Source organism: Faecalibacterium sp. I3-3-33 (genome assembly GCF_023347295.1).
Lineage (GTDB): Bacteria > Bacillota > Clostridia > Oscillospirales > Ruminococcaceae > Faecalibacterium.
Genome location: NZ_CP094469.1, coordinates 1,443,962 through 1,456,782, shown reverse-complemented (window position 1 = coordinate 1,456,782; position 12,821 = coordinate 1,443,962). Strand labels below are relative to the sequence as shown.

The window sequence follows — 12,821 nt, the reverse complement described above, 5'->3', positions numbered from 1 at the left end:
GGCCTACCTCTTCACGAAGTAGGAGCGTAAAGCAGAAGGAGCCGCTGCACTTTTTTGGTGCAGCAGCTCCTTTTATTTGTGATGATCCAGTTTTACCACTCGTCGTATTCGCCGTCGGCATTTTTGGCGGCAGCCACGCGGCTGCGCTTGAACATGCTTTCCACCACAGCGCAGTATTTATCGGCAAGGCAGACGATGATGGCCTCGCGGCAGCTGGGCACATGACGGAAGGTCAGCGGCCACATGTGGCTGGAAATGATGCTCTGTTCCTTTTTGGTGATATGGAACACCTGTTCTGCATTGACGCAGGCGCAGCCCGGGTGGGAGAAGCCGTGCATCTCGAACAGGCGGCGGATGCCGTGGAAGGTACCCTTTTTGTGCCAGTCATACAGGTAAAAATCGTGCAGGAAAGCACCGACAGCCAGCGAGGTCTCGTCTGCGCCCAGATGCAGGCGGTGGTTCAGCCAGCAACTGACCAGCACCACGTTTTTGCAGTGCTGATAGGTGGTAACATCCCCGTGCTGGATGAACTCTCGCATCTGCTGCACCTTGGGGTTCTGATCATATTTTTCCAGAATGGCATAAAGCCGTTCGCGTTCCGTAACAGAAAGCTGCATGAGCAAAATTTCCTTTCAACTCAAAACATGATTCAAGAGCGGAGCTGCACCGGGTTGGAATTGCCAAAGTTTTCGGCCTCGGACGGGTTTGTCCGCTTGAGGGTCAGATCCACCAGATACTGCTTGCCATCGCCCAGTTCTTCCAGCTGTGCAAGCTTTGCATTGGCAGAAGCTTCGTCCGGGTACCACTGGATGAGGAAGAAGTTTTCCGCTTCCACTCCGTAGTACAGCCAGAAGCCGTCTGCCCGCAGCAGATCGTCCAGATGATCCACCTCTTCGCCGTCCGGCAGGCCAAGACCTTCCTCTGCATAGAGGTTTTCCGGCTCTACCTGCAGCATCTCAATGACCTGAATGGAACTTTGCAGGTACTCGTCCTGCGAGGTGCTCTTATCGGAGCGCTCCCAGCCGGTGAGAAATGCCTGCATAAGCAGATCGCGCACCTTGATGCGCGGCAGTGTGGGATCCATAACCATTTTTGTTTCCTTCTTTCGTGGTTTTTATCCCCGTTGGACAGTATACGGCATACGCCTGTGCAAGTCAACGGTTTATTTGTGAATTTTTTGTAGGTATGACTAAAATTTACACACGCTTTTCCTGTTTTAGTCGGTTATCTCAGGCGTGGAAGGAAAAGGTATCGTTCAGCCATTCCACCGCAAGCTGCACCCAGCAGTGGCGGTGGGCACTGTCGGCGTCCACCTCCGGGGTGCAGATACTGGTGCCGTGGCAGCCCTTTTCAAACAGGTGTGCTTCGCACGGCACGCCTGCCTTGTGCAGGGCATTCAGCAGCAGCAAGGTGTTTTCCACCGGGACAGTTTCGTCCTCCATGGTATGCCAGACGAACACCGGTGGTGTGGCCGGGGTGATCTTATCCTCCAGCGTAAAGCGCTGGTGGGCGGCGACATCCTGCGTGCCTGTCAGCTGCACAAAGCTGTCCCTGTGGGCATATTCCCCGGCGGTGACCACCGGGTAGGCCAGCAGCAGGGCGTTGGGCCGCGGCTGGTCTGCCATGCCGGGGATCTCCCACACCGCACCGGACAGTGCCAGATGCCCGCCGGCGGAAAAGCCGCACAAAGCGATCTGATCCGGCAAAATATTCCACTGTTCTGCGTGCTGCCGCACAAGGCCGATGGCCTGTGCCAGCTGCCGCATGGGCAGCGCATCCCGGGCACTCTCCCCTACTGCGTAGTGCAGCACCGCCGTGTGATACCCGGCTGCCGCAAATTGCAGCGCCACAGGGTCGCCCTCCCGGGGGCTGACATGGTTATATCCGCCGCCGGGCACCACCAGCACCAGCGGGCGCTGCCGGAAGTGCGGCATAGCCTCCACGCTCTCCCGCAGGTAGAGCGTCAGCGTACCGCCGCCGGTCAGTTCCAGTTGCTCAAGCTGCATTTACGCATCCACCTTATAAAATCCGTGCCGTCCCTCCGGGTGCGCCGCAATAAATTCTGTGCACAAGTCTGCGCACAGGCGGCATAATTCCGGGCAGGGACGCTTTTTATAGTAATCTGCGGTGCGGTCCTCTGCCGCCGTGCCACCGGTAGGGGCAGCGCCCGCCTTTGCCAGCAGTTCCCGGCATATAATGCTGCCGCCGCCGTTGCGGGCGCGGTACTGTTCTGCCGCCTGCTGCACCAGCGCGTACATCCGGGATTTATCCTTGGGGTCGGCGGGGTCGGCATAGACCATGCTCAGCACGGTCACCACGCCGCAGAACGCCCCGCACACCTCCCGCATCCGGCCAATACCTGCGCCAAAGCCTGCGGAAAGGCGCAGCGCTATCTCCTCGGTCAAGCCAAGCTGGGGTGCAAACGCCGCCACTACGCTCTGACTGCAATTGTAGCCCTTTAAGAACCATGCGTAGGCGGCATCGCCCTGTTTTGACATTTTCTCACATCCTTCCGGCATACTCGCTCCATTATAGCACAGTCTGCGCAAAAGTGGGAAAGCTTTTCAGGAAAAATTTCACCCTTTATATAAGATACGATCCAGGCGCGCCGCTTCGCGCACAGGAGAACAAATTTTAACTTTTTATGAAAAGCCTTGATTTTCCCTGCAAGTCGTTGTATATTAGCACTCAGAAGTTATGAGTGCTAAGTATTCCGGCATTCTGCCGGACACGGCGCACCAAATATGTGATAAAAGAGGTTTTGTATTATGGCCAAGAAAGAATTTCAGGCAGAAAGCAAAAAACTGATGGACATGATGATCAACTCCATCTATACCAATAAAGAGATCTTCCTGCGGGAGCTGATCTCCAACGCTTCGGACGCCATTGATAAGCTGTACTATAAGAGCCTGACCGACACCTCCGTGGGCATGAACAAGGGCGATTTCCGTATCCTCATCACCCGTGATAAGGAAAACCGCATCCTGACCGTGGAGGATAACGGCATCGGTATGACCAAGGAAGAGCTGGAGCAGAATCTGGGCACCATCGCACACTCCGGTTCTCTGGATTTTAAGAAGGACAACAGGGACGAGAACATTGACATCATCGGTCAGTTCGGCGTGGGCTTCTACTCTGCCTTTATGGTAGCCGATAAACTGACCGTTATCTCCAAGGCTTATGGCTCGGACGAGGCATGGCAGTGGGAGTCCTCCGGTGTGGACGGCTACGAGATGACCCCCGCCCAGAAGGACACCGTGGGCACCCAGATCATTCTGCACATCAAGCCGGATACTGACACCGAGAAATACGATAACTTCCTGGATGAATACGGCATTGTGGCTATCGTGAAGAAGTACAGCGACTATGTGCGCTACCCCATCCAGATGGAGCGCGAAAAGAGCCGTCAGAAGCCGGAACCGGACCCCAAACCTGAGGATTACAAGCCGGAGTGGGAGACCTACACTGAGCTGGAAACTCTGAACAGCATGATCCCCATCTGGAAGAAGCAGAAGAGCGAAGTGACCGACGAGGAGTACAACAGCTTCTACAAGGATAAGTTCGGCGATTATGCCGACCCCGCCCGGGTCATCGTGAGCCGCACCGAGGGCACTGCCAACTACAACGCCCTGCTGTTCGTGCCCAGCCACCGCCCCTACGATTTCTACACCAAGGACTACGAGAAGGGTCTGGCTCTGTACGCTTCCGGCGTGCTGATTATGGAAAAGTGCGCTGACCTGCTGCCGGATTACTTCAGCTTTGTCAAGGGTATCGTGGACAGTCAGGACCTGAGCCTGAACATCAGCCGTGAGATGCTGCAGAAGGACAGCCAGCTGAAGCTGATCCACAACGCACTGGAAAAGAAGATCAAGAACGAGCTGCACGCCATGCTGAACAACGACCGTGCAAAGTACGAGGAGTTCTGGAAGGAGTTCGGCCGTCAGATCAAGTTCGGTGCTTACTCTGACTACGGCATGCACGCCGAGCTGCTGCGCGACCTGCTGCTGTTCTGGTCTGCCAAGGAGCAGAAGATGGTCACCCTGCAGGAGTACATCGACAAGATGCCCGCCGAGCAGAAGTACATCTACTTCGCCGCAGGCGATTCCACCGACCGTCTGGCAAAGCTGCCCTCCGCAGAGCTGGTGCTGGACAAGGGCTTTGACGTACTGCTGCTGACCGAGGACGTGGACGAGTTCTGCCTGCAGATCCTGCACAGCTATCCCCGCAAGGATGCTGAGGGCAAGGATGGCACCGTGGAGTTCAAGAACGTGAACAGCGGTGATCTGGGTCTGGAATCTGAGGAGGAGAAGAAGGCCGCCGAGGATGCCACTGCCGAGAACAAGGCTCTGTTCGACGCCATGAAGGACGCGCTGAACGGCAAGGTGAAGGAGGTCAAGGTCTCCACCCGCCTGAAGGATCACCCCGTCTGCCTGAGCGCTGACGGCCCGCTGTCCATTGAGATGGAGAAGGTGCTGTCCAAGCAGCCCGGCAGCGAGGGTGTGAAGAGCGACAAGGTGCTGGAACTGAACGTGAACCACCCCGTGTTTGCTGCCCTGAAGGCCGCACAGGAGGCCGGTGACACCGAGAAGCTGAACAAGTACAGCGCCCTGCTGTACGCACAGGCACAGCTGATCGAGGGTCTGCCCGTGGACGACCCCGCCGCTTATGCCGAGGCCGTTTGCAGCCTGATGAAGTAAACTTTTATGGAGAGGCCGCTGTTGCATTTGCGCAGCGGCTTCTTTTTTGCGTCAACAATTTTTAATTTTGCGTTTGTCACAGTCTGCGAACCGCTCCAAGCGCATTTTCACGGGAGCAGAAATACCCCCTTAACAAAAAGGCCGCGCTCCGCTATAATAGAGTGGAACACGGTCTTAATTTTATCTTTCTGTGAAAGGAATTCTGTTTCATGGAGCCGAGAAAACATTATTTTGCAAAGATCCCCACTATTGCCATCTTTATCGTCATGGCGATGTCCGGGCCGTTGGGGGTGCTGCTGTTCATCCTGAAGGGCATCGACCAGAAGGTGCAGAAGGAGGAGCAGGAAGCCGCCCGCGCCCAGGGTAATTACCGCGCTGACCTTGGGCCGGAGCCTGACCGGAAGAGCGCACCCGTCTACGGCCACGATGTCCCCACGGCAGAGCAGAAAAGCGCCAAACAGTGGCACAAGAATATTGCCGCCCTCTGCACCATTATGGGTGCCGTTTTCCTGTTTGCCGGGGTGATGGATGCGGTGGATATCATTGGTGCATGGCAGGTGCTGCCCGACCCCGGGGAGCTGTTTTCCAATATTGCCATGGCCATTGGCGGCGGCGGTGCGCTGCTGACCGGCCTGCGGATGAAGAGCACCCGCAAGCTGGAACGGCTGCTGGATAAAGTAGTGGGCGAGCGGGATAACATCTCTTTGCCGGAGTTGTTTGCCGCCGCCGGGGTGGACGCTGCCCGGGGGCGCACTGCGGTAAAAAGCGCCATCGAGCACGGATACTTCGGCGCGGATGCCTACATTGACAACCGCACCGACACGCTGGTGGTGCGGGGCGCGGCACCGCAGCCGAAAAAGCCCGCACCCGCTCCGGCACCTAAAGCTCAGCCCGCCGCAGAGGACGAGTACGCTGCCCTGCTGCGCCAGCTGCGGGAGGTGAACAATGCCATCCCCGACCCGGTGATGAGCCAGAAGATCTCCCGGCTGGAAGAGGTCAGCGGGCGTATCTTTGCGCTGGCGCAAAAGGACCCGGACAAAAAAGCGCAGCTGCAAAAGTTTATGAACTACTATCTGCCCACTGCACTCAAGCTGTTGAACACCTACGCCAGCCTTTCCGGGCAGGCAGTGGAGGGCACGAACATTACCGAGGCCAAGCACAGCATTGAACGCAGCATGGATCTGCTGGTGACCGCCTTTGAAAACCAGCTGGACAAGCTGTTCCAAGCCGATGCGCTGGACGTGAACGCCGACATTGCCGCATTGGAAGGAATGCTGAACCTTGACGGACTGACCGGCAGCGAATTTACCCGCTAAGCCCCACCCCCGCACCCGATGGCTGCATCGGTGCGGGGGCATTTTTTGTGCAAAGTGCAATTTTCCATCCCGTCTTTTTTGGACGCTGCGCTCAAAATTCCGAGATTTGTGTGCATTTATGCCAAGCATTTTGATTTGCCCAAGAAATTTTTATTTTATTTGTTTGCAAGCAGCCGATCAGCTTCCACCGGCGTTTTTTGCAACTTTTCATCGAGATGCAACAATAACACATGGTTTTTTGCGCTGCATTTGACTATTATAGAAGCAGTTACGGCAGCTGCGAACGGCTGCATCAACTTTTCCGATCATAATAGTAGGAGGAAATTTCCATGATGAAGTCCATTTCCACCTGGAAGCAGGAGCTGACCGAGGGCGCACACGCTGCGCGTCTGGCTGCGCTGTACTGCTGCACCCCCGAGGAAACTCCTGCACAGGCAGCCCGCTATGCGGCTGTTCTGGACGGGTTAGAGACCACCTTTGGCGCACATACCGAGGCCGGTCTGTATAGTGCCCCCGGCCGCACCGAGATCGGCGGCAACCACACCGACCACCAGCATGGCCGTGTGCTGGCAGGCAGCGTGAACATTGATATGATCGCTGCTGCCGCTCCCAACAGCCTGAACCAGCTGCGCGTGCAGAGCGAGGGCTACGACCTGTGCGTTATCGACCTTGATGACCTGACTGCCCGCAAGGAGGAAGAGAACACCACTGCTTCCCTACTGCGCGGCGAGTGCGAGGCTTTCCGTCAGCGTGGCGCAAAGCTGTCCGGCCTGGACGTGTACATCTCCTCTAACGTGCCCAAGGGCAGCGGCGTTTCTTCCTCTGCCGCCTTTGAGGTGCTGGTCGGCGTGATCCTGAACGACTGCTTCATGGCAGAAAAGGTCTCCCCCATCGCCATTGCGCAGATCGGCCAGTGGGCAGAGAACGTCTACTTTGGCAAGCCCTGCGGCCTGATGGATCAGATGGCCTCCAGCGTGGGCAACATTATCACCATCGACTTTGCCGACAAGGCAAACCCCGACGTGGAGCCGGTGCAGGTGGACTTTTCCAAGGCCGGTCTGGCGCTGTGCATTCTGGACTCCGGTGCAGACCATGCCGACCTGACCGATGAGTACGCCGCCATCCCCAACGAGTGCCGCGCTGTGGCCGCTGTGTGCGGCGGCGAAGTGCTGCGGGACGTACCCTTTGAGACCTTCCTTGCAAATGTCCCGGCCTGCCGCAAGCAGTGCGGCGACCGCGCTGTGCTGCGCGCCTTCCACTTCTACGCCGACAACGACCGCGTACCCCAGCAGGTAGCTGCCCTGCGCGAGGGCGACTTTGACGCCTTTTTGCAGATGGTGACTGCCTCCGGCGACAGCAGCTGGGAGTATCTGCAGAATGTGATCCCCGCCGGGTACAAGGAGCATCAGGAGGTAGCTGTAACCATCGCCGCTGCCAAGCACTATCTGGGCGGCAAGGGCGCTGTACGCGTGCACGGCGGCGGTTTTGCCGGTACGGTGCAGGCCTTTGTGCCGGTGGAGATGCTGGCAGACTTTAAGACCAACATGGAGAAGATCCTCGGCGCTGGCCGCTGCCATGTGCTGAGCATCCGTCCCGAAGGAGGTGCTGTGCTGTGATCTCCACCGCTATCCAGCAGCTCGTGAACTACGGGCTGGACACCGGGCTGATCCTGCCCGATGACGAGATCTATATCCGCAACCAGCTGCTGATGACCATGCAGCTGGACGACTTTACTGCCCCGGAGGGCGAGGTGTGCTATACCGATCTGGAAAGCATCCTTAAGACTCTCGTGGACGATGCCGTTGCCCGCGGCGTGTGCGCGGACAACTCCACCGCACGCGACCTGTTCGATACCAAGCTGATGGGCGTGCTGACCCCGCGCCCCAGCATCGTGCGCGCAAACTTTGAGGAGCGGTACGAGAACGAAGGCCCGCAGGCCGCTACCGACTGGTTCTACAAGTTCAGTCAGGACACCGACTATATCCGTCGCTACCGCATCAAGCGCGACCTGAAATGGGTCACCAAGACCGAATACGGTGACTTGGATATCACCATCAATCTGTCCAAGCCGGAAAAGGACCCCAAGGCCATTGCCGCCGCAAAGCTTGCGCCCCAGAGCGCCTACCCCAAGTGCCAGCTGTGCGTGGAGAACGAGGGCTACGCCGGCCGCATGAACCACCCCGCGCGCGAAAACCACCGCATCATCCCGCTGACCATCAACGACAGCGCGTGGAATTTGCAGTACAGCCCCTACGTTTACTACAACGAGCACTGCATCGTGTTCAATAACCAGCACACCCCTATGAAAATCGAACGGGCGACCTTCCGCAAGCTGCTGGATTTTGTAGGTCTGTTCCCCCACTACTTTGTGGGCAGCAACGCTGACCTGCCCATCGTGGGCGGCAGCATCCTGAGCCACGACCACTTCCAGGGCGGTCACTACGAATTTGCCATGGCCAAAGCTCCCATTGAAAAGGCTTGGGTGTTCCCCGGCTTTGAGGATGTGGAGGCCGGCATCGTGCACTGGCCCATGAGCTGCATCCGCCTGACCTGTGCGGATGATGCACGCCTTGTAGAGCTGGCCGATAAGCTTCTGACCGCTTGGCGCGGCTACACCGACGAGAGCTGCTTTATCTTTGCCGAGACCGACGGCGAACCCCACAACACCATCACCCCCATTGCCCGGATGCGGGACGGCAAGTATCAGCTGGACCTCGTGCTGCGCAACAACATCACCACCCCGGAGCATCCGCTGGGTGTGTACCACCCCCATGCCAAGCTGCACCACATCAAAAAAGAGAACATCGGCCTGATCGAAGTGATGGGTCTGGCTGTGCTGCCCAGCCGCCTGAAGCAGGAGCTGTTCGACCTTGCAGATGTGCTGGTGGCGCACCTGCCCGCCGCAGAGTACCCCGAAGCCCTGCAAAAGCACGCCGAGTGGGCCGGGGAGATTCTTGCAAAGCACCCGGAGCTGAACGCAGATAACGTCCACACCATCCTACAGGACGAGGTGGGTCATGTGTTCGCACAGGTGCTGGCAGATGCCGGTGTGTACAAGCTGGATGAAGCAGGCCGCGCCGGTTTTGTCCGCTTCCTTGAAAGCGTATAAGGAGTTCCATCTCTATGTTGCTTCCACACCTGAAAATCACTCCTGACCGCTTATTTGACACATATACTTTTGACCAAAAAGCAAAAATCGTAAAAGGCTTTTTGTTTGATAAAAAAGGCCATTGTCAGTTAGACACTGAGGTTCTTGGCTTAGATGGTCAAAAAACGCGCGGTTGGAAGTCAGGAAATGTTTTACGACATCTAGGGCTGACAAGAGAATTCAAAAATATTTTTGAAGGGTATTCTATCGCACAAGCAATTGATGTATTGAATTCTTCTTCAGATGATTTTGCGACTATTATAACCCTACTGCAATCTTTCACATAAGCCAAATAGAGTTGCTACGTTCAAAAAACTGTGTAGCAACTCTATTTTATATTATAGGAGATTCAAATGAATTATACTTTGGAAGTATGCGTAGACAGCACCGCCAGTGCGCTGGCGGCAAAACGCGGCGGCGCTGACCGGCTGGAACTGTGCGCCGACCTGATCATCGGCGGCACCACCCCTTCCCCTGCCCTGCTGCGTCAGGTCAAGGCCGAGACCGGCTTGCCGGTGCGGGCGCTGCTCCGTCCCCGCTTTGGCGATTTTTGCTACGACCGCTACGAGCTGGCACAGATGGCTGAGTGCGCCGCCGAGCTGGTCTCTGCCGGTGCAGACGGCATCGTGACCGGCGTGCTGACCCCGGCGGGCACGCTGGACACCGATGCCCTGCGCCCCATCTACGCCGCAGCCCGGCAGGCGGCAGAAAAAGCCCACCGCACCGTGGACTGCACCCTGCACCGCGCCTTTGATGTCTGCTGCGACCCCTTTGCCGCGCTGGAAGCTGCAAAGCAGCTGGGGCTTGCCACCATCTTGACCAGCGGACAGGCCGCAAGCGCCCCGCAGGGTGCTGCCCTGCTGCGGCAGTTGGTAGATGCTGCCGGGCAGGAAGTGGAAATATTGGTGGGCGCAGGCGTATCTGCCGCCAACATCCCCGCCCTTGCCGCCCAGACTGGTGCCCGGGCGTTCCACCTTTCCGGCAAGCAGGTGCTGGACAGCCGCATGACCTTCCGGCGGGAGGGTGTGCCCATGGGTCTGCCGGGCTTTTCGGAGTTCGAGATTTGGCAGACCAGCGAAGCAAACATCCGCGCCGCCCGCACCGCATTGGATGCGCTGTAACGGACAAACGAAACTTTTATATCCTATTCCGGCATAATAGGAAAGCATCCGTCTGCACATAGGTCAGCTGTTTCCGCAGGAAACAGGCACTGCATTCTGCCGTTTCCCATTACGCCCCCTCCCGTGAAAATGCAAAATCGGGCAGCCCGCAGGCTGCCCGATTTTGCTCTAATAAAGTTTTCCCCCTCAGTGCAGAGTGGAAAACCGGGCTGCGCCGCGGGTGCACAGCCAGCGGTGCAGCAGTAAATCCAGCCCCAGCAGCACAGCCAGACTAACAGCCTGTGCTGCCAGCGGCGGCACAGCGTAGTCCAGCAGGCTCAGGGGCAAAAACAGCACCCCGCCCGCCAGTAGCCACCCGCCGAACATGGCCAGCATACTGGCGGCGCTCCGCTTGACCACGGCGGCTTCGCTGACCCAGTGGAGGTTGGGCAGGCACAACCCCAAAGCAAGCCCAAGCTGCGCTGTCAGCCACACAAAGGCTGCCAGCACAGCCAGCACCGGCAGTCCCTGCCCTGCCGGAATGCGCAGCGCCGCCATGGCGCACCCGGCGCACAGCCACGCCCCCGGCAGCGTAAGCAGCAGTTGCAGTTCTATCTTTGCCCGCAGCACCTGCTGCGGGGTCACCGGCAGGCTTTGCAGCAGCCAAAGGGTGCCGCCCTCCAGCGACACCGACGGTGCTGTGATGAAGTTCATGGCAGCTGCGGCGCACACCGCCCCGCACAACAGCATGGGCAGACTCTCGGGCGGGTAAACAGCGGTAAAGGCGCGCAGATCTGCGGCCTTCCACAGCGCTGCTGCGCCCAGCACCGGCAGCAGCAGACTGCTTAATGCGCAGTTGAGCAGCCACATGGGGCAAGCCCCCAGATGCAGCAGTTCCCGCCGCAGTAATGCCCGGCGCGGGGACTGCTTTTTTTGCGCCTTTGCGCGGTATACCGTTTTGGCTCTGCCCGGTTCAAGGGTCAACAGCCGCAGATACGGCTTTGCCAGCACCTTGCCGCAGAGCAGCACACAGGCCGCAGCCAGCACCAGCAACAGCAGCAGTGCCGGAATATCGCCCACTGCGGCCAAGCCCAGCAGACGCAGCGGTGCAGCGGCACGGCTTGCCGCAGCGCCCGCCTGTACGGCGTCCAGCGCAAGAGCATCCACTGCGTCGCCCACCCAGCAGAACGCTGCATAGTAGGCCGCCAGAAAGAGCAGCGTACCCACCACTGTAACAAGACTTTTGTGCCGGGCGCGGCGGTTGAGCAGCGCCACCGCCCAGCCCAGCAGAACGGCCAGCACCATGGAGACCCCCGCCAGTGCCAACGCCACCGGCAGCGCCGCCAGCAGGGCTCCGCCGGGGCGGGGTGCTGCCAGCGCATAGCAGACCACCGAGGGCACCCACGCCAGCAGCAGATAAATCAGCCCGGTCAGGTACACCCCGCCGCAGCGCACCGCAAAAATAGCGCCCGGCGGGATGGGCAGCGCCAGCAGCTGCTGGTTATCCCGGCAGCGGAACAAATGCCCGTAGCTGGTAAAGGCGCTGGCCAGCACACTGACCGTCAGCGCCGAAAGCTCCATCAGCACAAAATAGAGCCAGTTCAGCCCCTGCGGCACCAGCGTCACTGCCAGAGGCAATGCCATCGAGCCAAAGCTGAGCATGACCAGCAGGATCAGCACCGTAAACAGCAGTGCGTAGCCAAGGGCTTCTACCCGGGAGCGCCGCTTGCCAGTTTTGCTGCTGCGCACAAAGGCTGCGCACAGCTCCAGAAGCTGTTTTTTGAGCAATGCACGGATCATAGCGCTCCCCCCGTATCCTCCAGCTCCAGAAAGACCTCTTCCAACGTGTCATCGCCGCGCACCTGCTCCATGGCACCCTCGCGCACCAGCTGACCTTTGCGCAGAATGGCTACCCGGTCACAGAGTTTTTCGGCCACCTCCAGCACATGGGTGGAGAAGAAGATCGCCCCGCCCTGCGCACAGAAGGCTTTCATCTGGGTCTTGAGTTGATGGGAGGCCAGCGGATCCAGCCCGACAAAAGGCTCGTCCATTAAAATCAGCTTCGGCTCGTGCAGCAGCGCCGCAATGATGGCAAGCTTCTGCTTCATGCCGTGGGAGTATGCCCCAATGGACTGTGCCAAGTCCTGCGTCAGGCCAAAGGCATCGCCGTACTGCCGGATGCGCTGCGCCCGCTGTGCCGCGCTTACGCCAAAAACATCCGCAATAAAATCAAGGTACTGGATGCCGGTCATATAATCGTAAAGCTGCGGGTCGTCCGGCAGGTAGGCTAAGCGGCGCTTGCATTCCAGCGGGTCGTCTCGCACGGAAATGCCGTCCACATAAATTTCGCCGGCATCGAATTGCTGGATGCCGCAGCAGCATTTTAAGGTAGTGGTCTTGCCCGCGCCGTTGTGGCCGATAAAGGCGCACAGTTCCCCCGGGCGGATGTGCAGACAAAGGTCCTGCACGGCGGGCTTTCCGCCGTAGGTTTTGGTCAGATGCTCTATTTTTAACATGGGCTGCCTCCTTGCTTTCGGTTTCGAGCCAAGTATACACCTTC

General features: G+C 58.4%; 12 protein-coding genes. 6 read left to right on the top strand and 6 right to left on the bottom strand.

Going from position 1 to position 12,821, the window contains the following annotated elements:
* Window positions 1-92: 92 nt before the first annotated feature.
* From MTP39_RS06990 to MTP39_RS06975, 4 genes are all read right to left on the bottom strand, one after another.
* Window positions 93-617, bottom strand: coding sequence for an HD domain-containing protein (locus MTP39_RS06990; protein WP_249241998.1), 525 nt, complete (start codon window positions 615-617; stop codon window positions 93-95).
* Window positions 618-649: 32 nt separating this feature from the next.
* On the bottom strand, window positions 650-1,090 hold the full coding sequence (locus MTP39_RS06985; RefSeq protein WP_249241997.1) for a hypothetical protein: 441 nt from the start codon (window positions 1,088-1,090) through the stop codon (window positions 650-652).
* Between the two features lie 139 nt (window positions 1,091-1,229).
* The gene (locus MTP39_RS06980) at window positions 1,230-2,006 is read right to left on the bottom strand and encodes an alpha/beta hydrolase (protein WP_249241996.1); all 777 of its coding nucleotides are present in this window, start codon (window positions 2,004-2,006) and stop codon (window positions 1,230-1,232) included.
* On the bottom strand, window positions 2,007-2,498 hold the full coding sequence (locus MTP39_RS06975) for a C-GCAxxG-C-C family protein (protein ID WP_249241995.1): 492 nt from the start codon (window positions 2,496-2,498) through the stop codon (window positions 2,007-2,009).
* Between the two features lie 270 nt (window positions 2,499-2,768).
* Here MTP39_RS06975 and htpG point away from each other — a divergent pair, with 270 nt between their 5' ends.
* From htpG to MTP39_RS06945, 6 genes are all read left to right on the top strand, one after another.
* A complete protein-coding gene (htpG, locus tag MTP39_RS06970) occupies window positions 2,769-4,697 on the top strand; it encodes a molecular chaperone HtpG (protein ID WP_249241994.1) in 1,929 nt (642 codons plus the stop codon).
* A gap of 209 nt (window positions 4,698-4,906) precedes the next feature.
* A complete protein-coding gene (locus tag MTP39_RS06965) occupies window positions 4,907-6,013 on the top strand; it encodes a 5-bromo-4-chloroindolyl phosphate hydrolysis family protein (protein WP_249241993.1) in 1,107 nt (368 codons plus the stop codon).
* Between the two features lie 329 nt (window positions 6,014-6,342).
* Complete coding sequence (locus tag MTP39_RS06960) at window positions 6,343-7,629, top strand: galactokinase (protein WP_249241992.1); 1,287 nt, start codon at window positions 6,343-6,345, stop codon at window positions 7,627-7,629.
* Window positions 7,626-9,122, top strand: coding sequence for a UDP-glucose--hexose-1-phosphate uridylyltransferase (gene galT / locus MTP39_RS06955; protein WP_249241991.1), 1,497 nt, complete (start codon window positions 7,626-7,628; stop codon window positions 9,120-9,122). The genes MTP39_RS06960 and galT overlap by 4 nt, the downstream gene beginning before the upstream one ends.
* Before the next feature lie 14 nt (window positions 9,123-9,136).
* The gene (locus MTP39_RS06950; protein WP_249241990.1) at window positions 9,137-9,448 is read left to right on the top strand and encodes a hypothetical protein; all 312 of its coding nucleotides are present in this window, start codon (window positions 9,137-9,139) and stop codon (window positions 9,446-9,448) included.
* A 66-nt stretch (window positions 9,449-9,514) separates the two neighbouring features.
* Window positions 9,515-10,282 (top strand): copper homeostasis protein CutC, encoded by a 768-nt coding sequence (locus MTP39_RS06945; protein ID WP_249241989.1) that lies wholly within the window; start codon window positions 9,515-9,517, stop codon window positions 10,280-10,282.
* 186 nt (window positions 10,283-10,468) lie between these two features.
* Here the strand turns inward: MTP39_RS06945 and MTP39_RS06940 are convergent, their stop codons facing one another.
* A complete protein-coding gene (locus tag MTP39_RS06940) occupies window positions 10,469-12,061 on the bottom strand; it encodes a hypothetical protein (protein WP_249241988.1) in 1,593 nt (530 codons plus the stop codon).
* On the bottom strand, window positions 12,058-12,777 hold the full coding sequence (locus tag MTP39_RS06935; protein ID WP_249241987.1) for an ABC transporter ATP-binding protein: 720 nt from the start codon (window positions 12,775-12,777) through the stop codon (window positions 12,058-12,060). Before MTP39_RS06935 ends, MTP39_RS06940 begins: the two co-directional genes overlap by 4 nt.
* Window positions 12,778-12,821 lie beyond the last annotated feature (44 nt).

Bases quoted from the DNA above. Each gene is read 5' to 3' on its own strand.
- MTP39_RS06990 (WP_249241998.1), bottom strand. From the start codon at position 617: ATGCAGCTTTCTGTTACGGAACGCGAACGGCTTTATGCCATTCTGGAA.
- MTP39_RS06985 (WP_249241997.1), bottom strand. From the start codon at position 1,090: ATGGTTATGGATCCCACACTGCCGCGCATCAAGGTGCGCGATCTGCTT.
- MTP39_RS06980 (WP_249241996.1), bottom strand. From the start codon at position 2,006: ATGCAGCTTGAGCAACTGGAACTGACCGGCGGCGGTACGCTGACGCTC.
- MTP39_RS06975 (WP_249241995.1), bottom strand. From the start codon at position 2,498: ATGTCAAAACAGGGCGATGCCGCCTACGCATGGTTCTTAAAGGGCTAC.
- htpG (WP_249241994.1), top strand. From the start codon at position 2,769: ATGGCCAAGAAAGAATTTCAGGCAGAAAGCAAAAAACTGATGGACATG.
- MTP39_RS06965 (WP_249241993.1), top strand. From the start codon at position 4,907: ATGGAGCCGAGAAAACATTATTTTGCAAAGATCCCCACTATTGCCATC.
- MTP39_RS06960 (WP_249241992.1), top strand. From the start codon at position 6,343: ATGATGAAGTCCATTTCCACCTGGAAGCAGGAGCTGACCGAGGGCGCA.
- MTP39_RS06950 (WP_249241990.1), top strand. From the start codon at position 9,137: ATGTTGCTTCCACACCTGAAAATCACTCCTGACCGCTTATTTGACACA.
- MTP39_RS06945 (WP_249241989.1), top strand. From the start codon at position 9,515: ATGAATTATACTTTGGAAGTATGCGTAGACAGCACCGCCAGTGCGCTG.
- MTP39_RS06940 (WP_249241988.1), bottom strand. From the start codon at position 12,061: ATGATCCGTGCATTGCTCAAAAAACAGCTTCTGGAGCTGTGCGCAGCC.
- MTP39_RS06935 (WP_249241987.1), bottom strand. From the start codon at position 12,777: ATGTTAAAAATAGAGCATCTGACCAAAACCTACGGCGGAAAGCCCGCC.